The sequence below is a fragment of the Rheinheimera muenzenbergensis genome, from assembly GCF_036984005.1.
Lineage (GTDB): Bacteria > Pseudomonadota > Gammaproteobacteria > Enterobacterales > Alteromonadaceae > Alishewanella > Alishewanella muenzenbergensis.
The window spans coordinates 230,468-248,476 of sequence record NZ_JALAAR010000004.1 but is presented as its reverse complement, the minus strand read 5'-3'; the positions used below and the strand labels follow the sequence as shown (position 1 = coordinate 248,476).

The 18,009-nt window shown below is 49.5% G+C and carries 20 protein-coding genes; 10 read left to right on the top strand and 10 right to left on the bottom strand.

Annotated elements, in window-relative coordinates; all coding sequences use genetic code 11:
- The first annotated feature begins 16 nt into the window (after positions 1-16).
- The 3 genes from guaB to MN202_RS06745 all read left to right on the top strand — a co-directional run bounded on the left by guaB (position 17) and on the right by MN202_RS06745 (position 3,429).
- Positions 17-1,486, top strand: coding sequence for an IMP dehydrogenase (guaB, locus tag MN202_RS06755; RefSeq protein WP_335735334.1), 1,470 nt, complete (start codon positions 17-19; stop codon positions 1,484-1,486).
- A 58-nt stretch (positions 1,487-1,544) separates the two neighbouring features.
- Positions 1,545-3,122 carry a glutamine-hydrolyzing GMP synthase gene (gene guaA, locus MN202_RS06750; RefSeq protein WP_335735333.1) on the top strand — a complete coding sequence of 526 codons (1,578 nt, stop codon included), beginning with the start codon at positions 1,545-1,547 and terminating at the stop codon, positions 3,120-3,122.
- Positions 3,123-3,258: 136 nt separating this feature from the next.
- Positions 3,259-3,429 carry a DUF3012 domain-containing protein gene (locus MN202_RS06745; protein ID WP_335735332.1) on the top strand — a complete coding sequence of 57 codons (171 nt, stop codon included), beginning with the start codon at positions 3,259-3,261 and terminating at the stop codon, positions 3,427-3,429.
- Positions 3,430-3,533: 104 nt separating this feature from the next.
- On the opposite strand, the gene MN202_RS06740 is transcribed toward MN202_RS06745, so the two are convergent.
- Complete coding sequence (locus tag MN202_RS06740) at positions 3,534-4,223, bottom strand: hypothetical protein (protein ID WP_335735331.1); 690 nt, start codon at positions 4,221-4,223, stop codon at positions 3,534-3,536.
- A 108-nt stretch (positions 4,224-4,331) separates the two neighbouring features.
- Here MN202_RS06740 and MN202_RS06735 point away from each other — a divergent pair, with 108 nt between their 5' ends.
- From MN202_RS06735 to MN202_RS06725, 3 genes are all read left to right on the top strand, one after another.
- A complete protein-coding gene (locus MN202_RS06735; protein WP_335735330.1) occupies positions 4,332-4,781 on the top strand; it encodes an SRPBCC family protein in 450 nt (149 codons plus the stop codon).
- 54 nt (positions 4,782-4,835) lie between these two features.
- Complete coding sequence (lepB, locus tag MN202_RS06730) at positions 4,836-5,507, top strand: signal peptidase I (protein WP_335735329.1); 672 nt, start codon at positions 4,836-4,838, stop codon at positions 5,505-5,507.
- Positions 5,508-5,619: 112 nt separating this feature from the next.
- Positions 5,620-6,618, top strand: a complete 999-nt coding sequence (locus MN202_RS06725; protein ID WP_335735328.1) for a sensor domain-containing diguanylate cyclase — start codon at positions 5,620-5,622, stop codon at positions 6,616-6,618.
- An 11-nt stretch (positions 6,619-6,629) separates the two neighbouring features.
- On the opposite strand, the gene prmA is transcribed toward MN202_RS06725, so the two are convergent.
- The 5 genes from prmA to MN202_RS06700 all read right to left on the bottom strand — a co-directional run bounded on the left by prmA (position 6,630) and on the right by MN202_RS06700 (position 11,887).
- Positions 6,630-7,514: a 50S ribosomal protein L11 methyltransferase gene (gene prmA, locus MN202_RS06720; protein WP_335735327.1), complete on the bottom strand. Its 885-nt coding sequence runs from the start codon at positions 7,512-7,514 to the stop codon at positions 6,630-6,632.
- 79 nt (positions 7,515-7,593) lie between these two features.
- Positions 7,594-8,937 (bottom strand): acetyl-CoA carboxylase biotin carboxylase subunit, encoded by a 1,344-nt coding sequence (gene accC, locus MN202_RS06715; protein WP_335735326.1) that lies wholly within the window; start codon positions 8,935-8,937, stop codon positions 7,594-7,596.
- A 16-nt stretch (positions 8,938-8,953) separates the two neighbouring features.
- A complete protein-coding gene (accB, locus tag MN202_RS06710; protein WP_335735325.1) occupies positions 8,954-9,421 on the bottom strand; it encodes an acetyl-CoA carboxylase biotin carboxyl carrier protein in 468 nt (155 codons plus the stop codon).
- A 23-nt stretch (positions 9,422-9,444) separates the two neighbouring features.
- Positions 9,445-9,900, bottom strand: coding sequence for a type II 3-dehydroquinate dehydratase (aroQ, locus tag MN202_RS06705; protein WP_335735324.1), 456 nt, complete (start codon positions 9,898-9,900; stop codon positions 9,445-9,447).
- Between the two features lie 220 nt (positions 9,901-10,120).
- On the bottom strand, positions 10,121-11,887 hold the full coding sequence (locus MN202_RS06700) for a protein-disulfide reductase DsbD (RefSeq protein WP_335735323.1): 1,767 nt from the start codon (positions 11,885-11,887) through the stop codon (positions 10,121-10,123).
- 292 nt (positions 11,888-12,179) lie between these two features.
- On the opposite strand from MN202_RS06700, the gene MN202_RS06695 reads away from it, so the two are divergent.
- From MN202_RS06695 to MN202_RS06685, 3 genes are all read left to right on the top strand, one after another.
- Complete coding sequence (locus MN202_RS06695) at positions 12,180-12,470, top strand: co-chaperone GroES (RefSeq protein WP_335735322.1); 291 nt, start codon at positions 12,180-12,182, stop codon at positions 12,468-12,470.
- 58 nt (positions 12,471-12,528) lie between these two features.
- Positions 12,529-14,166, top strand: a complete 1,638-nt coding sequence (gene groL, locus MN202_RS06690; protein ID WP_335735321.1) for a chaperonin GroEL — start codon at positions 12,529-12,531, stop codon at positions 14,164-14,166.
- A gap of 219 nt (positions 14,167-14,385) precedes the next feature.
- Complete coding sequence (locus MN202_RS06685; protein ID WP_335735320.1) at positions 14,386-14,925, top strand: DUF3016 domain-containing protein; 540 nt, start codon at positions 14,386-14,388, stop codon at positions 14,923-14,925.
- Positions 14,926-14,932: 7 nt separating this feature from the next.
- Here MN202_RS06685 and MN202_RS06680 read toward each other — a convergent pair whose 3' ends face one another.
- The gene (locus MN202_RS06680; RefSeq protein ID WP_335735319.1) at positions 14,933-15,199 is read right to left on the bottom strand and encodes a hypothetical protein; all 267 of its coding nucleotides are present in this window, start codon (positions 15,197-15,199) and stop codon (positions 14,933-14,935) included.
- Between the two features lie 80 nt (positions 15,200-15,279).
- Positions 15,280-15,588: a primosomal replication protein PriC gene (priC, locus tag MN202_RS06675; protein WP_335735318.1), complete on the bottom strand. Its 309-nt coding sequence runs from the start codon at positions 15,586-15,588 to the stop codon at positions 15,280-15,282.
- Between the two features lie 168 nt (positions 15,589-15,756).
- Between priC and MN202_RS06670 the strand changes: the two genes are divergently transcribed.
- A complete protein-coding gene (locus tag MN202_RS06670; protein WP_335735317.1) occupies positions 15,757-16,149 on the top strand; it encodes a MerC domain-containing protein in 393 nt (130 codons plus the stop codon).
- Positions 16,150-16,194: 45 nt separating this feature from the next.
- Here MN202_RS06670 and MN202_RS06665 read toward each other — a convergent pair whose 3' ends face one another.
- Both MN202_RS06665 and asd read right to left on the bottom strand, forming a co-directional pair.
- Positions 16,195-16,896 (bottom strand): glycerophosphodiester phosphodiesterase, encoded by a 702-nt coding sequence (locus MN202_RS06665; RefSeq protein WP_335735316.1) that lies wholly within the window; start codon positions 16,894-16,896, stop codon positions 16,195-16,197.
- A 247-nt stretch (positions 16,897-17,143) separates the two neighbouring features.
- The gene (gene asd, locus MN202_RS06660; protein ID WP_335735315.1) at positions 17,144-18,004 is read right to left on the bottom strand and encodes an archaetidylserine decarboxylase; all 861 of its coding nucleotides are present in this window, start codon (positions 18,002-18,004) and stop codon (positions 17,144-17,146) included.
- Positions 18,005-18,009 lie beyond the last annotated feature (5 nt).

Here is an 18,009-nt window from a genome sequence, read left to right as displayed (position 1 = left end):
CAGCGAGATTGTTGCAATGCTCAGGATCAAACAAGAAGCCCTTACCTTTGACGACGTGTTACTGGTACCGGCGCACTCTAGTGTTCTACCTCACACCGCCGATTTACGCACCCGACTGACCAAAAGCATCACGCTGAATATTCCTATGGTTTCTGCCTCTATGGATACCGTAACCGAAGCCCGCTTAGCCATAGCGCTGGCGCAGGAAGGTGGTTTAGGTTTTATCCATAAAAACATGACCATCGAAGAGCAGGCTGCAAACGTTCGTAAAGTTAAAAAATACGAAAGCGGTGTAGTGTCAGACCCGGTAACGGTAACGCCGGATATGAGTATCCGCGAAGTGCAAACCCTGGCGCAGCAGTGCGGCTTTTCCGGCTTCCCGGTAGTGGATGCCAGCAATAATCTGGTTGGCATGTTAACCAGCCGCGATATGAGCTTTGAAGCCAACAACAATGAAAAAGTCTCCAGCCTGATGACGCCACGCGAGCGTTTAGTGACAGTGCTGGAAACGGCACCGCGTGAAGAAGCTTTTAAAAAGATGCACCAGCACCGCATTGAAAAAGTGCTGGTGGTCGATAACGACTTTAAATTAAAAGGCCTGATCACCGTACGCGATTACTACAAAGCCGCCAGCAAACCTAACGCCTGTAAAGACGAATTAGGCCGGTTGCGGGTAGGCGCTGCTGTTGGCGTAGGCCCGGGCACGGACGAACGTATTGCCGCCTTGGTTGAAGCTGGCGTCGACATCTTGCTGATTGATACCTCGCATGGTCACTCGCAGGGCGTACTGGACCGGGTTAAGCAAACCCGTGCGCAGTACCCTGATTTGCAAATTGTGGCCGGTAATGTGGCTACCGCCGAAGGCGCTAAAGCGCTGGCTGAAGCCGGTGCCAATGCGGTGAAAGTGGGTATAGGCCCGGGCTCTATCTGTACTACCCGTATTGTTACCGGTTGTGGTGTGCCGCAAATTACTGCTATTTCTGAAGCGGCGATGGGCGTGGCCGGCACTGATGTCACCATTATTGCCGACGGTGGTATCCGTTTCTCCGGCGATATCGCCAAAGCCTTAGTGGCGGGTGCTAACTGCGTGATGGTTGGTTCAATGTTTGCCGGTACCGAAGAAGCGCCGGGCGAAGTTGAGCTGTATCAGGGCCGCTATTATAAATCTTACCGTGGTATGGGCTCGTTAGGCGCAATGGCGCAGCGTAACGGCTCGTCAGACCGTTACTTCCAGGGCAGCAACAATGCCGAGAAGCTGGTACCAGAAGGCATTGAAGGCCGTGTTGCCTACAAGGGCCCGATGGAAAACATTATTCACCAGCAAATGGGCGGCTTGCGCAGCGCCATGGGCTTAACCGGTTGCCCGACGATTGATGAGCTGCGTACCAAGCCGCAGTTTGTCCGGGTAACCTCTGCCGGTATGGGCGAGTCGCACGTGCACGATGTGCAAATTACCAAAGAAGCACCCAACTACCGCTTAGGCTAAACTGTTTACTGTTAATGCGGCTGGGTGATACCGGCCGCTGTACTTTCTAAAGGTCGCTATGAACAAAAACATTCATCACCACCGCATATTAATTCTGGATTTTGGTTCGCAATACACCCAGCTGATTGCCCGCCGTGTACGCGAAATAGGCGTGTACTGTGAGCTGTGGGCCTGGGACGTTAGCGAAGCGCAAATTCGTGACTTTAACCCCACCGGTATTATTTTATCCGGCGGGCCGGAAAGCGTACACGAGCAAAACTCGCCACGGGCTCCGCAGTATGTGTTTGAAGCCGGAGTACCGGTGCTGGGCATTTGCTATGGCATGCAAACCATGGCCGAGCAACTGGGCGGCAAGGTGCAGGGTTCGGACATGCGCGAGTTTGGCTATGCTCAGGTAGAAGTGGTAGCTGAAAACGACCTGTTTGCCAAAATTGAAGATCATGTGGGTGGCAACGGCAATGCGCTGCTTGATGTGTGGATGAGCCATGGCGATAAAGTGGTACAGGTACCAGAAGGTTTTATTACCTGTGCCAGCACCACCACCTGCCCGCATGCCGGTATGGTTGATGAAGCCCGCCAGTTTTACGGGGTGCAGTTCCACCCGGAAGTTACCCACACCCGTCAGGGCCTGCGTATGCTGGAGCACTTTGTGGTGGACATCTGCGGTTGTGACAAGCTGTGGACACCAGCGTCGATTATCGAAGATGCCATTATCCGCTTAAAGCAGCAAATTGGTGACGACCAGGTAATATTAGGCTTATCCGGCGGTGTAGACAGCTCAGTAGTAGCCATGTTGTTGCACCGTGCTATCGGTAAAAACCTGACCTGTGTATTTGTCGATAACGGCTTGCTGCGTTTAAACGAAGGCAAGCAGGTAATGGATATGTTTGGTGACCATTTCGGCCTGAACATTATCAAAGTTGATGCCGAAGAGCGTTTCCTGTCGGCACTGGCCGGCGAGAATGATCCGGAAGCCAAGCGTAAGATCATCGGCCGCGTCTTTGTTGAAGTATTCGACGAGCAATCGCAGCTGCTGGAAAACGCCAAGTGGCTGGCGCAGGGTACCATTTACCCGGACGTTATCGAGTCTGCAGGTTCTGCTACCGGTAAAGCACACGTAATTAAATCGCACCATAACGTCGGTGGTTTGCCGGCACATATGAAGCTGGGCTTAGTAGAGCCGCTACGCGAGCTGTTTAAAGACGAAGTGCGTAAAGTCGGCTTAGAGCTGGGTTTGCCATATGACATGCTGTACCGTCACCCGTTCCCGGGCCCGGGTTTAGGTGTGCGCGTACTGGGCGAGATCAAAAAAGAATACTGCGATATTTTGCGCCGCGCCGATGCGATTTTTATCGAAGAGCTGCACAAGGCCGAGCTATACCATAAAGTCAGCCAGGCCTTTGCCGTGTTCCTGCCGGTAAAATCGGTGGGCGTAATGGGTGATGCCCGTAAGTACGACTGGGTAGTATCACTGCGCGCAGTAGAAACCATCGACTTTATGACCGCGCACTGGGCACACCTGCCGTATGATTTACTGGGCAAGGTATCTAACCGTATTATCAATGAGATCAACGGCATATCCCGCGTGGTATACGATATCAGCGGTAAACCACCAGCGACGATTGAGTGGGAATAATATCCCTTAGCTAAAGTCAGCTAAATAAAAAGGCCAGCGCAATGCTGGCCTTTTTTATAAGCGGTTTATCAAGTTGCGGTTCAGCTGGGCTCTGGCATCATAGGCCGGTAATTTTAAGCTGAAGGAGTGGGTTAATATGAAAAAACTGGGATTATTGCTGGCGTGTTGTGCTGTTTTAACTGCCTGCGCACCTGAGGTGGGCAGCAAAAAATGGTGTGACAATATGAAAGAAAAGCCCAAAGGCGATTGGACAGCGAATGAAGCCGCCGATTTTGCTAAACATTGTGTGTTTAAAACCGAAGAGTAATGCGAACAGAGCCGGCGCTGCGCCGGCTTTTTTATGCCTGGCCTGGTTTAGGCGGCAAACTTCGTGATCAGCAGTCATTTATGCTGCCGCAGTGTCATGCTTAGCTATTGTTGCGCTGTGTTGGGCCCAGCAGAGTCTGTCAGATGGGCTAAATGCAATTTTAGCTGGCTTGATACCGGTTCAAACAAGGCCTGATGGCGTGAATGTAAAATATGATACAACTTAAAGGGACCAATGCGGGTTGCCGTTTTGTTGGCATGTGCAAAGGTGGGCGGCGTTAGTAAGCGGCTTTCTATCCATAGCAGGTAGTCTATTTTACCGGCATTAAACATAGTTATTATGCCGTCCCAGTCATTATTAAAATAAGGCTTAGCTTTAATCTCCCTGGTTAGAAGTTGCAGCGTAGCATCCTGAGTAGGAATTAAAATGCGGGCTCTGGCGTCGTCCAGTACATCATGTCGGCATGGCAGCTCAGATCGGCAGTACAGCACTACGCTGACGCTATCTAATAATATCGCTGGCATTGCAGTATCCAGGCTATGCAATATCGGCGCTAGTCTGCCAACATCGCCATCTACCACACCATCATTTAACAGCTTTATTGCCCGGGCGCCTTCTGCTTCCTGAAAGCTTAGCTGATAACCGAGCTCGCCATAAATCTGCTGCAGCAGCGGAATTAACACCGTTTTGCTAACCGGATGGCCGGAGTGGCTGAACAGTAACTCGTCCGCCTGGCTTGGCAGAGTTAGCAGGCTGCAGCAAAACAAGCAAAACAGTTTAAATCTGAGATACATAGTTGGCTCCTATGCCTTTTATCGCTACAGTATAAGTCAGCCTTAAGGTGTTAATACGGCCGTGTTTAACATTTACCCTAACATCCCAAACGTAAGAGCAACAATATTATGCGCAATATAAAACCGCTCAACTTCAGTATTGTTATTAACGCGCCGGTGCAAACGGTATGGCAGCGCATGTTTTCAGACGTTGGTTACCGCAACTGGACCTCGGCATTTTGCGAGGGCTCTTATTTTGTTGGCAGCTGGCAGCAGGGCGAAACGATACGCTTTTTATCGCCGTCCGGTGATGGCATGGTGGCGACGATTGCTGAACATATACCCTTGGAGTTTATGTCAATTAAACACCTGGGTTTTATCGTCGCCGGCGTGGATGATTTTAGCAGTGATAATGTCACCAGCTGGGCACCGGCGTTTGAAAACTACCGGTTTCGCACAGTAGCAAACGGTACTGAAGTCAGCATAGAGCAGGATATCGCACCAGAGTACGAGCAATATATGCAGGACACCTGGCCTAAGGCATTGCTGAAACTTAAAGCTTTGTGCGAACAGTGCTGAACTCTGTGCTTTGAATTCGGTCATACCGGCTGTTGAAACTGAAATGGAGCTGGTATGACAAAATTTCTGCAGCTGTGGCGTGACAATCGCGGTGTTATCGTATTTATCAGTCTGATGTTTGTGTTTAGAAGCGCAGTTGCTGACTGGAACGATGTACCTACCGGCTCAATGCAGCCGACAATTCAGATTGGCGATCGTATTTTGGTGAATAAAATGGCCTACGATCTGCGCATTCCTTTTACCACCACCTCATTAATTAAGCGTGCCGATCCCAAGCGCGGTGATATTGTTATTTTCACCTCAAAAGCAGCCGACAACCGGTTGGTAAAACGCGTTATAGGCGTGCCGGGTGATGTTGTTGCGATGCAACACAATGTATTGACTATCAATGGCAAACAACTGGCGTATAGCGAACAACAGCCAGTGACAGCCGACGCGACTGAAACTGCAGACGCCAGCCTGCTGCTAAGCGAGCAACTGGGAAGCGTTAACCATGTGATTAAGCTGGCGTCTTACACCACTGGCCGCGACAGCTTTAACCCGGTAACAGTACCCGCCGGCCATTATCTGGTACTGGGAGATAATCGCGATAACAGTGCTGATTCCCGCGTAATTGGTTTTGTGCCACGGCATGAAATCATCGGTCGTGCCGGTAAGGTATTGTTCTCGTTAGATCACGATAATTACTACCTGCCACGTAGTGAGCGTTTTTTGGCGGCGCTGTAACTAACTGCGTGGTAGTGAACAAGTTGCAAGCAGTAATAGGGACATATTTGCCCACTATGGCGGGTGATGGTAGTTTTAACATCAGCATTACAATAGCAGGGTGATCGGTATTATGGATGACATATTAAAAGAGCTGACAACATCAATAGAAGGCGATGGTCTGGAACAGCAGGTTAGAGCACTGATCCAGCTGCTACAGCATTCTACCGGTTTGGAGTCAGCGTATTTCACCCGTATTGATTTAACGAAAGGCGTGCAGCACATAGTGTATTCATTAAATACCGGCCGGCTGCAGCTTAATGAAGGCCTGGCCGTTAACTGGAATGATACGTTGTGTAAAAGGGCACTGGAACAAAAGCAGTTTGTTACCAGTGACGTTGCTGCCTGCTGGGGAGATTCAGCCGCCGCAGCAGAGCTGGGGATAAGTACTTATGTCAGTGCACCGGTGCAGCTTTCTGACGGTATGCTGTACGGTACAGTATGCGCTGCCAGTACAGCAAAAACCGTGGTGTCGGCTGCCAGCGCGACCTTGTTGCAACTGATTAGCCGGATTATTGCTATGCAGGTAGAGCGCGAACAGCTGCTAATGCAGCTGGCGCAGGAAAATCGCCAGTTTCGTAATGTCGCCCTGTCTGATCCGTTAACCGGCTTAGGTAACCGGCGGGCGCTGGAGCAGGAATTGCTGCGCATCTTAGCCAACAGCCAACGCAATGGTAGCGCAGTATTTGTCGCCTATATTGATCTTGACGATTTTAAACGCATTAACGATCAGTATGGCCATGATGCCGGTGACCGGTTCTTACTGGCCATCAGCGCCAGATTGCAACACGACAGACGCGAAGGTGATTTTATCAGCCGCATAGGTGGCGATGAATTTGTGATCTTTGGTTTGTTAACCGGCAATGATGTCAGCCATGCTGCCCGGGCCTTGCGCGAGCAAATCTATGACAGTACCCGCGGCAGTTTTGATATTGCCGACACCGTATTGCAGTATCAGGGCGCCAGCGTAGGTTTAGTGGTGGCTGCACCGGGCGAGCCGATGAAGGAGCTGCTTAAACGCGCCGACAGCGAAATGTACCTGCAAAAAAAGCAGCGTGCCAGCCGGCGCTAGGTGATGTGCTGTTAGCGCTGTTTATTCGCGCTCAGTCGCACCCACTCATCCTGCACAGCTATTGGCTCAAAGCTGAATTCATCGCTGTAAGCATCTATTACGCTTTGTGCCTGACTGGCCAAAATGCCAGACAACGCCAGCTTGCCGCCGGATTTTACATAGGCGCTAATTACGTGTTTCAATTCTGCCAGTGGGCCGGCCAGAATATTGGCTACCACGACGTCGGCTTTAAAGTCAGCCGGCTGATCTTTGGGCAAATACAACTCTATCTGGCCTTCGACATTATTACGTTTGGCATTTGCCAGGCTGGCTTCTATCGCCTGTGGGTCTATATCAACACCGATAACGCGTTTTGCGCCCAGTTTCAGCGCTGCAATACCCAGAATACCTGAGCCGCAACCGAAATCGACCACGGTTTGCTCTGGTTGAATAACCGCGTCCAACCACTGCATGCATAAGGCCGTGGTGGGATGGGTGCCGGTACCAAAGGCCAGGCCCGGGTCCAGCATCACGTTTACTGCTGTCGGATCTGGGATCTCGCGCCAGCTTGGGCACACCCATAGCCGCTGACCAAATTTAATCGGATGAAAGTTATCCATCCATTCGCGTTCCCAGTCTTTATCTTCCAGCTGCTCCAGTTTGTAATCTGGCTGGCCTTTAAAAAACGACACTTGCTCAAGTTGCTTAAGCACTTTATCCATCGGGTGCTCTGCATCAAACAGGCCTACTACTACAGTGTTAGTCCAGTAGATCACTTCGCCTGGCATCGGTTCGTATATCGGCGTATCCTGTGCGTCAATAAAGCTGACTGCCTGGGCGCCCCAGCCCATCAGCATATCGCTGACTTGTTCGGCTTTTTCTTCAGTGGTGCTAACACGCAGTTGGATCCAGGGCATAAACAGTCTCGCTCGAAAAATTTTGCCGCATTATAGCAAAAAGGCCGCAAAAGCGGCCTTTAATCTACAGTATGCTGGCTTACTTAATACCCAACTTGTGTTCCAGATAGTGGATATTGGTACCACCTTTACAGAAACCTTCGTCACGCATGATGTCTTTGTGCAATGGAATGTTGGTTTTAATGCCTTCAACCAATAATTCGTCCAGCGCGTTACGCATGCGGGCAATGGCGATATCACGACTTTCACCATAAGTGATCAGCTTACCTACCATTGAATCGTAGTTTGGCGGTACGCTGTAATCGGCATAGATATGCGAATCCCAGCGGATACCGTTACCACCTGGCGGGTGGAAGCGGGTGATCTTGCCCGGTGAAGGCATAAAGGTTTTTGGATCTTCCGCATTGATACGGCATTCTACGGCATGGCCGCGAATGACAATATCTTCCTGCTTAATGGTCAGTGGCATGCCCGAGGCAATACGCAACTGCTCTTTAATCAGGTCAACGCCGCTGATCATTTCGGTTACCGGGTGCTCTACCTGAATACGGGTGTTCATTTCAATAAAGAAGAATTCACCGTTTTCAAATAAAAACTCAAAAGTACCGGCACCACGGTAGTTCATCACCTTACAGGCATCCACACAGCGGCCGCCGATAAAGGCGCGTAGCTCTGGTGTAATACCCGGCGCAGGTGCTTCTTCTACCACTTTTTGATGGCGACGCTGCATCGAGCAGTCGCGTTCACCTAAGTGAATCGCATTGCCCTGGCCGTCGGCCAATACCTGAATTTCGATATGACGTGGGTTTTCCAGGAATTTCTCCATGTACACCATGTCATTACCAAAAGCCGCTTTAGCTTCAGCCTTGGTCATCTCAACCGAGCTAACCAGTTCTTCTTCGCTGCGCACCACACGCATACCGCGACCACCGCCGCCGCCAGCAGCTTTGACGATGATTGGGTAACCGATACGTTTGGCAATGGCTTTGTTGGTGTCAGCATCATCGCCGACAGCGCCGTCAGAGCCTGGTACACAAGGTACGCCGGCTTTTTTCATCGCTTCAATCGCTGATACCTTGTCACCCATTAAACGGATAGAGTCCGGGTGCGGGCCGATAAATACCAGGCCGCTTTCTTCTACCTGCTGGGCAAAGTCAGCGCGTTCGGCTAAGAAGCCATAGCCTGGGTGGATAGCCTGGGCGTTGGTAACTTCAGCCGCGGCAATTAATGCCGGTATATTTAAGTAGCTTTGTGGTGATGGCGCCGGACCAATACAAATGGTTTCGTCAGCCAGCAGCACATGTTTTAAGTTGCGGTCTACGGTGGAGTGCACCGCCACCGTTTTAATACCCAGCTCTTTGCAGGCACGCAGTATGCGCAGTGCAATTTCGCCACGGTTGGCAATCAGTACTTTTTCTAGCATCAGTCTGCCTTTTGCGTTATTCAATCACGAACAGAGGCTGGTCAAATTCGATCGCGTCGCCGTTCTCTGCCAGAATTTCTTTTACCACACCGGCCTTGTCAGACTGGATCTGGTTCATCATCTTCATTGCTTCAACGATACACAGCGTATCGCCTACTTTTACGCTCTGTCCTACTTCTACGAAGGCTTTGGCGGTAGGTGAGGCGGCACGATAGAAAGAGCCTACCATAGGTGATTTAACCACATGACCACTGATGGCCTTAGGTGCGTCAACCGCAGGTGCGGCCGATGGTGCGGCTGGTGCCGGCGCTGGTGCCTGGGCATACTGCTGTGGTGCGGCTGCATAATGCTGCATTGGTGCATAGTGTTGCGCCGGGCCATTGCGGCTGATGCGCACTGACTCTTCGCCTTCGGTGATCTCAAGCTCAGAAATGCCTGACTCTTCTAACAGCTCGATCAATTTTTTAATCTTTCTAATATCCATGTCTTTTTAGCCTGATTTAGTTATTACTGTTTGGTTGTTTGTAACGCTGCTACCGCCGCATCAAGAGCATAGTGGTAACCTTTGGCCCCCAGACCACAGATCACCCCTTTGGCGATATCAGATAAATACGAGTGGCGGCGAAAACTTTCGCGCGCATGCACATTAGATAAATGCACTTCAATAAAAGGTATGGCAACCGCTAACAGCGCATCCCGAATGGCTACGCTGGTATGGGTAAAAGCAGCGGGATTAATCAGAATATAATCCTGCTGGCCCAGGCTTTGCTGAATGGCCGTAACCAATTCGTGCTCGGCATTCGATTGTAAGTGCGTTAATTCGACACCCTGCGCCGCTGCCTGTTCCGTCAGGTCGGTAATTATATTTTCCAGCGTGGCCGCACCATAGACTGCTGGCTCACGTACACCCAGCATATTCAGGTTGGGGCCATTTAAGACCAAAATTCGATAAGTTGCCGCCATTTGTGCGTTATTCCCGCTAATTGTTGTGATCCGGCACTATCTTGCCAAAGCTAAGCGGTAATTGCATCTGTTTGACTAAAATCAGTCATTGGCAGTGCCATTGGCTTAACGATAGCGCCTTATTATAGTGAAATCGTGACAAATGGCAGCAAAATACTGGTCTTATCAGCCAGAGGGCAGGTGGTTGCAGGCGGCGCCCGACGAAAGCGCCGCCTTAGCGTTAGCGTTGCAGCTGTTGCAGATGGGCGGCAAAGTCGGTGGCGTTCATAAAACCGGTAACGCGGGCACTGCTGAGCTCTTCGCCCTGTGGGCTGAAAAACAATAAGGTAGGCAGGCCTAATACCTGATAGTTATCCAGCAGCGCCTGATCTTTACGCGTCATTTTAGTGACATCCACTTTAATCAGCTGCATTTTCTGCATCTGCGCCTGCACTTCTGCTTTAGGAAAGGTGAGGTGCTCAAATTCTTTACAGGCGATACACCAGTCGGCATAGAGATCAACCAGGGTATAGCGCTGATCACTGGCGGCAATTTTTTGTTGCAGCTCTTCAAGACTGTTTACCAGCTCAAAGCCAGTTTGTTGCCCGGTTGCCTCGGCAATGGCGACAGAAGCATCAGTTGCTGGCCACCAGAAACGGAAATTAACCAGCAAAACAGCCAGCAGCAATAACTGGCCGGCAACTAACACCACAGCTTTGGCCGCGGTGCTGTGCAAGCTAAACATGGTGCGGTACAAATACACCACAAAGCACAGCATTAACAGCGAGCCGGCGGCCAGCACATAGCTAAACGGCAGTATGCGTTCAAGTAAAATCAGTGGCACGGCTAGCAGTAAAAAGCCAAAACTGGTTTTTACCGCATTCATCCAGTTGCCGGCTTTGGGCAGTAATTTACCCCCCGAACTGCCCAGTAATAACAGAGGCAAGCCCATACCCAGGCTTAAAATGTACAGGGTGATGGCACCAAGCAGTAAATCGCCACTTTGTGCGACATACAATAGCGCCGCCGATAACGGAGCTGTAGTGCAGGGGGAAGCAATCAGCCCGGACAATGCGCCCATAGTAAAGGCACCCTTGTGTGAGCCACCTTGTTGCTTATTGCTTACATTGCTGATTTTTTCCTGCCAGCTTGACGGCAGGCTTAAGTTAAACACACCAAACATTGCCAGCGCCAACAACACGAAAATGATGCTGGCAACAATTAACACTGCCGGGTGCTGCATATAACCCTGAAATTTTACCCCCAGACTGGCGATGATCAGGCCCAATAGCGAATAGGTAATGGCCATACCCTGCACATAAGAAAACGACAGCGTAAAAGCACGTTTATTCGATAACTGCTTACCCTGGCCAACAATAATGCTGGTTAAAATTGGATACATCGGAAAAACGCAGGGGGTAAAGGCCAGGCCTAAGCCCAATAGAAAAAAACCGGCCAGAGTGGCTAAACTGGCACCATCACTCAGTTTGGCGGCCAGCGTATTTTGGCTTGATACCGGAGTGCTGCTTTGGCTATTGCTGTCTGAAATATTTACTGCTTTTAAGGCAGATAAAGGCAACTCTTTAGTCACCGGTGGGTAGCAGAGGCCGGCTTCGGCACAGCCCATATACTGCAGTTTAAAGATGGCATCGTCACTGACATCGGTCAGTGGAATGCGCAAGGTCAGCTGATGAAAGTAGACGTCTGTTACACCGAAAAATTCATCTTCTATCGTCATACTGGCCGGGTAACTGGGGTGAGAAAAGCTCACGGCTATGCCACCGAGCTTTATTTTATCTTTATATAAATAGTAGCCATCGGCGATGGTCCAGCTTACAACCAGTTCGTTGTCGCGTTGGACAAAATCAAATACAAAGGCTTGTTCGACCGGCAAAAACTGATCGTTGGGCTTTAATAGACTATCCAGTACGGAGCTCTGCTGGGCCTGCAATGATGGTGCAAACAACGAAACACAGAGTAAAAACGGTAATAAAAACACTTTAAACATCAGCTTATACTTCCTGAAAAACGCCGCGGCGTTGTTATGGCATACACTAGCACGACATAGCTATACGACGATAGCCAGGCTCTGGCTCGTCAGTTGCGACCAGCTGCTCTTTGCCACAGACCAGTGTCGGGCGCGCTATCTTTCACCCGGCGTAAAAAATAACGCCTTTGAGCTGGCAGTAAACTAAGAAAATTTCAGATTGCCCCTTGGATTTTTTTCCGCCTTGCCCCATATACCGACCAGACAATTTAACACCCATGTTAAAACACAAAATAGCTTTAGGAGATAGAGCATGAATATTCGTCCATTACATGATCGTGTCATCGTTAAACGTTTAGAAGCTGAAAGCAAATCAGCAGGTGGCATCGTGTTAACTGGCGCATCGGCAGAAAAATCTACTCGTGGTGAAATCCTTGCTGTAGGCAATGGTCGTATTTTAGAAAATGGTACTGTTAAACCACTGGATGTCAAAGTGGGTGACGTGGTGATCTTCAACGAAGGTTACGGCGTTAAGAAAGAAAAAATCGACGGTCAGGAAGTTCTGATCCTGTCTGAAGCTGACCTGATGGCAGTTGTGGGTTAATCCTCAGCATCAATTCGACATTCCAATTAATCATTTAGAAATTTAAAGGATAATCAAAATGGCAGCAAAAGACGTACGTTTTGGCGATGAAGCCCGTAATAAGATGCTTAAAGGCGTTAATATTTTAGCAAACGCTGTGCGCGTAACCTTAGGCCCGAAAGGCCGTAACGTTATTCTGGACAAGTCGTTTGGCGCACCATTGATCACCAAAGACGGTGTATCGGTAGCGAAAGAAATTGAGCTGGAAGACAAGTTCGAAAACATGGGCGCGCAAATGGTGAAAGAGGTTGCCTCTAAAGCCAATGACGAAGCCGGTGACGGTACAACAACGGCGACAGTTTTAGCGCAAAACATCATCAACGAAGGTGTTAAAGCGGTAGCAGCCGGCATGAACCCTATGGATTTAAAGCGCGGTATCGACAAAGCGGTTATCGCCGCTGTTGCCGAGCTTAAATTACTGTCACAACCTTGTGCCGATAGCAAAGCTATTGCCCAGGTTGGTACTATTTCGGCTAACTCTGATGACGAAATTGGCCAAATCATTGCCAGTGCAATGGACAAAGTAGGCAAAGAAGGCGTAATTACCGTTGAAGAAGGCCAGGGTTTAGCTAACGAGCTGGACGTGGTTGAAGGTATGCAGTTCGACCGTGGTTACTTATCACCGTATTTCATCAACAATCAGGAAGCCGGCCAGGTTGAACTGGAAAACCCGTACATTCTGACTGTGGACAAAAAAATCACCAACATCCGTGAGCTGTTACCAGTACTGGAAGGCGTAGCGAAATCTGGTAAGCCGTTACTGATCATCGCTGAAGATGTAGAAGGCGAAGCGTTAGCTACGTTAGTAGTAAACAATATGCGCGGCATCGTGAAAATCTCTGCGGTTAAAGCGCCGGGCTTCGGCGACCGTCGCAAAGCTATGCTGCAAGATATCGCTACTTTAACTGGCGGCATTGTGATTTCTGAAGAAATCGGCATGGAGCTGGAGAAAGCCGGTTTAGAAGAGTTAGGTACTGCTAAGCGTGTGGTGATCACTAAAGATAACACGACTATCATCGATGGTGCCGGCGAACAAGCGGGTATCGATGGTCGCGTAAAACAAATTCGTCAGCAGATTGAAGAAGCGACTTCAGACTACGACAAAGAGAAACTGCAAGAGCGTCTGGCCAAACTGGCTGGCGGTGTGGCGGTTATCAAAGTTGGTGCTTCTACTGAAATTGAGATGAAAGAGAAAAAAGCCCGCGTTGAAGATGCGTTGCATGCAACCCGTGCTGCAGTTGAAGAAGGCGTGGTACCTGGCGGTGGTGTGGCACTGGTACGTGTTGCCGCTAAGCTGGCCGAACTGCGTGGTGTTAACGAAGATCAAAACCATGGTATTAAAATTGCGCTGCGCGCGATGGAATCACCACTGCGTCAAATCGTTGATAACGCCGGTGAAGAGCCATCAGTCGTAGTAAACAACGTCAAAGCTGGCAACGGTAACTACGGTTATAATGCGGCGACAGGTGAGTACGGCGATATGCTGGAAATGGGTATTCTGGACCCAACTAAAGTGACCCGTTCTGCGCTGCAATTCGCTGCTTCTGTTGGCTCACTGATGATCACTACCGAAGCAATGGTTACTGAGTTACCGAAGAACGATGCCCCGGCAATGCCTGATATGGGCGGTATGGGTGGCATGGGCGGCATGATGTAATTGCTGCTGTAAGTGCTTACTTACTGATAAACCCCGGCTAAATGCCGGGGTTTTTGTTTTTTAAGGCGATAGATACGGGCTGGCTACATTTTTATACAAAACAATTCAGCTGAAGCTCAGGCATTAGCGGTATAGTGAGCTATGTTAATTAAACTTATTGTTGCTGACTGCTTCTAACCGTAGAGGCAGTTATGGTTGTAACAGATGAGGAGACTGGCAATGCGTAAGATATTACTGTTGTGTGGTTTGACGGTGTTCGCTGCGGCTACAGTGCAGGCCGGCGAGGTAAAAGTAGAATGGCAGCAGCCGGAAAAATTTACCGATATTCGCCCTGCCAATGATAGCCGTAAGGCTTATCGTGAGCGGGTGTTGCGTAAATTCGACGGCATTTTTCAGGATTTGGCGGCAAAATTGCCTGAAGGTTATCAGTGGCAGGTAACAGTAACCGATATCGACCTGGCTGGAGATATCGACTATTTTGCCAGCGGCAGTGGCCAGGCACTGCGTATTATTAAAGACATACACTCGCCGGCAATTAAATTTAGCTATGTGCTGCGCGATAAATATGGTGAAGAAGTTACCAGTGGTGAAGAAAAACTGCGTGATATGGGCTTTATGCAATCGCTGGGTTTGGTTAATAACAGCGATGAATTCCGCTATGAGCAAAAAATGCTGCAAAGCTGGTTCAAACAAGAGTTAGAGCCGAAAGTTGAACAGTATGCGCAATCGTTACCTAAGGTGAGCGGGCCGACACCTTAATGGCGTTTTACAGCAAGCTGGCAATTTGCCGGTAAATATCTACTGCTTCCTGCCGGCTTAATTGGCCGGCAGTAGCTGCCCTGCCGATACTACTGCTTACCCGAATAAAATCACGTTCACTTTGTGTTTCAGTTGCTGTTGTTGCTGTGGTGGTTGCTGTCGGCAGTGTATTGCTATTGGCAGCCTGAGCCAGCTCAGCGCTGCGGCTAAGTTGGCGGCCAATATCTGTGGTAACCTGGTTAACGTTGCTGACGTTACTGCTTATTGCTGACATGTCATCCTCCGCATAGTTTTAGATTAGTGGAGTCAGTTGTCAGCGTTAGATTATTTTTTGAACGATTAATTCGTCTTATTTTATTTTGTTATAACAGCACGGAAAGTGGCCAGCGTTTGATGTAGTTGTTTTAGCTGCTTAACAACCCGCTGCAAGGTTGCAGTATTAAACTGCTGACTTTGCCGCATTGCTGCGATTTGCTCTGCGGTTTCAGCCAGGTATGGCATAAACCGGTTGCTGCTGGCCTGAAATAAACTGTTGTCAGCAAAAATACGTTGATGTTTAGCATGGCCTTGCTGTTGCAGGTTATCGAGCAAGGCATCGGCGTCTAAGGCTTTGCGGTACAGCTCTTTTAAATTGTCATCAAGTTGAGTAAGTAAGGTATCCATAACACGCCTGCGCGGAAAAAAGTGGCGCTATTATGCCACAAAGCTGGCGTGGCTTCAGCTGCTTCATAAAGTGCGGCACCAGCTTTATTTTTGTCACTGCCCATTCCTTTGGCAAATGTTTTGTTATATTATCTCGTTTCTCGCAATTCGGTTTTCAGAGTATGTAACGTGTTAGCCATCGTAAGAAACGTATTTGATAAAGTCGGCATTACAGTAACGTCGTTGTGCGCTATTCACTGCATTATGCTGCCTATTATTTTACCGGTGCTGCCGCTGTTAGGCCTTAGCGTGGGCCATAATCATGCGTTTGAGCGTGTGATGTTGCTGGTAACTATCGTACTGGGCTTTGTGGCATTGTTTATTGGATTTCACCGTTATCATCGCAAACTGTATCCGTTTTACTCATTATTTTTAGGTGTGTTTATTTACTGGCAACGCGATGTGTGGGGCCACGAATACGAGCATGCCGTGTTGATTGTTGGCGCCTCGTTAGTGGTGCTGGCGCACGTAATGAATATGCGGTTATGCAATAGCTGCAATACCTGCGAAGACGACCACTAAATTGCACCTGATACAAAAAATCCCGCCACGGCGGGATTTTTGCATTTAAGGCTGACTGTTTAGCCGCTGTTGGCTGCGGGCCGGATAGTTGCTGAAAATGCCATCAACGCCATATTGTGCCATGCGGGCAATATCATCCGCCTGATCTACCGTATACACATACACTTTTAAACCTCTGGCTTTGGCGTCATCGACAAAGGCCTGGTTGATAAAGCTGACATCGCAGTTTACTGAGTAGGCCTGCAGTTGCTGCGCGAACGCGGCGTAGTCAACCGGCATGCTGGCGGTCAGGGCGCCCAGTTTTAATGCTGGCAATTGTAGCTTTAGCGCTGCTAGCAGATGATGATTAAACGAGGAGATCAGCAGACGGCTCAGGTCAAACTGCAGTTCGCGCTTGGCGCGTTCAAGTAAGGGCAATAACGGCGCGACGGTATTGTCGCCTTTCAGTTCGATGTTAAGCCACAGTGTGGTGGGAGCCAACAGTTGCAGTACTTGCCACAAGGTTGGAATGCGCTGGCCTAAACCTGCGTCGAGCTGTTGTAATTGCGCCAGATTGTGCTGATAAAGGCTGCCGCTGCCGTTGGTAGTGCGCGCTAAGTGATGGTCATGAATAACGATCAGCTCGCCATCTACCGAAAACACGTCGATTTCAACGGCATCAGCACCTTGAGCTATGGCCTGCTCAATAGCCAACAGGGTATTTTCCGGATAGTCGCCACTGGCACCACGATGAGCAATGATTTGCATGTTTACTCCGTTTTAAGGCTGGATGTTAAACAGATGAAGTGAATGCAGAGTATTTTTTTCGGCGACCGTTGCAGGCCAGGGTGCTGACAAATTCGCCTGGAGCGAATTTGAACAGCCGCGCTGGTCCGTGGGATAAACTTCATGGATGAAGTTTATAATCGAGCCCCCTGGGAGGGGTTCACGGCGTGTCGCAGAAAAAACATACGGCGCATTCACGTTGTCGAAGCGCCGTAGTTGAAGGATAGCGTTAGTTATTAATTTCAGCAAAAGGCGCACCCATGCGGGTTACTGTGCCAGGTTGCTGGTCATCCAGAAAAGATAGCTTATCGGCAGCAAAAGCCAATACTACGGTTGAGCCTAACTTAAAGCGGCCCATCTCAGCGCCTTTTTCCAGTGTAATGGCGTTTTTGCCATGTGCCGGGTAAGTCCAGCGGAATACATTTTTGCCGGCTGGCGGCGTAACAGTTCCAGCCCAAACGGTTTCGATGCTGGCGACGATCGTCGCACCCACCAGAACCAACGCCATCGGGCCCAGTTCGGTATCAAAAATAGTAACTACGCGCTCGTTACGGGCAAACAAATCCGGCACATTTTCTGCTGTTAACGGGTTAACCGAAAATAAATCACCTGGCACGTAAATCATCTGACGCAGGGTGCCGCTAACCGGCATATGAATGCGGTGATAATCTTTGGGCGCCAGATAAATAGTGGCAAAGTCGCCGCCGATAAAAGGCTCTGCGGTGGCTATATCACCGCCTAGTAAGGCTTGCAGCGAATAGCTGTGGTTCTTCGCCTGTACTAACTGGCCTTGTACTATCGGACCTAATTGGCTGATGCAACCGTCTACCGGATGAGCAACGACATGGCCGTCGGTTGCCAGTGGCCGGATGCCGTCTTTTAGCGGCCGGGTAAAAAACTCATTAAAACTGGCGTAATCCTCTGCCCGCTCAAATTGTGCTTCACTCATATTAATGCCGTAAGCTTTAATAAAGCGGTTAATTAAAAAATGGGTAAACCAGCCTAATTTAGCGGCGGCCAACTTGCCCACCAGGCGGGAAATAAAATGCTTCGGCATCAGGTATTGCAGGGTAATTTTTAAATTATCCATGTTGT

Coding starts and splice junctions, on each gene's coding strand:
- guaB (WP_335735334.1), top strand. CDS start 17: ATGCTCAGGATCAAACAAGAAGCCCTTACCTTTGACGACGTGTTACTG.
- guaA (WP_335735333.1), top strand. CDS start 1,545: ATGAACAAAAACATTCATCACCACCGCATATTAATTCTGGATTTTGGT.
- MN202_RS06745 (WP_335735332.1), top strand. CDS start 3,259: ATGAAAAAACTGGGATTATTGCTGGCGTGTTGTGCTGTTTTAACTGCC.
- MN202_RS06740 (WP_335735331.1), bottom strand. CDS start 4,223: ATGTATCTCAGATTTAAACTGTTTTGCTTGTTTTGCTGCAGCCTGCTA.
- MN202_RS06735 (WP_335735330.1), top strand. CDS start 4,332: ATGCGCAATATAAAACCGCTCAACTTCAGTATTGTTATTAACGCGCCG.
- lepB (WP_335735329.1), top strand. CDS start 4,836: ATGACAAAATTTCTGCAGCTGTGGCGTGACAATCGCGGTGTTATCGTA.
- MN202_RS06725 (WP_335735328.1), top strand. CDS start 5,620: ATGGATGACATATTAAAAGAGCTGACAACATCAATAGAAGGCGATGGT.
- prmA (WP_335735327.1), bottom strand. CDS start 7,514: ATGCCCTGGATCCAACTGCGTGTTAGCACCACTGAAGAAAAAGCCGAA.
- accC (WP_335735326.1), bottom strand. CDS start 8,937: ATGCTAGAAAAAGTACTGATTGCCAACCGTGGCGAAATTGCACTGCGC.
- accB (WP_335735325.1), bottom strand. CDS start 9,421: ATGGATATTAGAAAGATTAAAAAATTGATCGAGCTGTTAGAAGAGTCA.
- aroQ (WP_335735324.1), bottom strand. CDS start 9,900: ATGGCGGCAACTTATCGAATTTTGGTCTTAAATGGCCCCAACCTGAAT.
- MN202_RS06700 (WP_335735323.1), bottom strand. CDS start 11,887: ATGTTTAAAGTGTTTTTATTACCGTTTTTACTCTGTGTTTCGTTGTTT.
- MN202_RS06695 (WP_335735322.1), top strand. CDS start 12,180: ATGAATATTCGTCCATTACATGATCGTGTCATCGTTAAACGTTTAGAA.
- groL (WP_335735321.1), top strand. CDS start 12,529: ATGGCAGCAAAAGACGTACGTTTTGGCGATGAAGCCCGTAATAAGATG.
- MN202_RS06685 (WP_335735320.1), top strand. CDS start 14,386: ATGCGTAAGATATTACTGTTGTGTGGTTTGACGGTGTTCGCTGCGGCT.
- MN202_RS06680 (WP_335735319.1), bottom strand. CDS start 15,199: ATGTCAGCAATAAGCAGTAACGTCAGCAACGTTAACCAGGTTACCACA.
- priC (WP_335735318.1), bottom strand. CDS start 15,588: ATGGATACCTTACTTACTCAACTTGATGACAATTTAAAAGAGCTGTAC.
- MN202_RS06665 (WP_335735316.1), bottom strand. CDS start 16,896: ATGCAAATCATTGCTCATCGTGGTGCCAGTGGCGACTATCCGGAAAAT.
- asd (WP_335735315.1), bottom strand. CDS start 18,004: ATGGATAATTTAAAAATTACCCTGCAATACCTGATGCCGAAGCATTTT.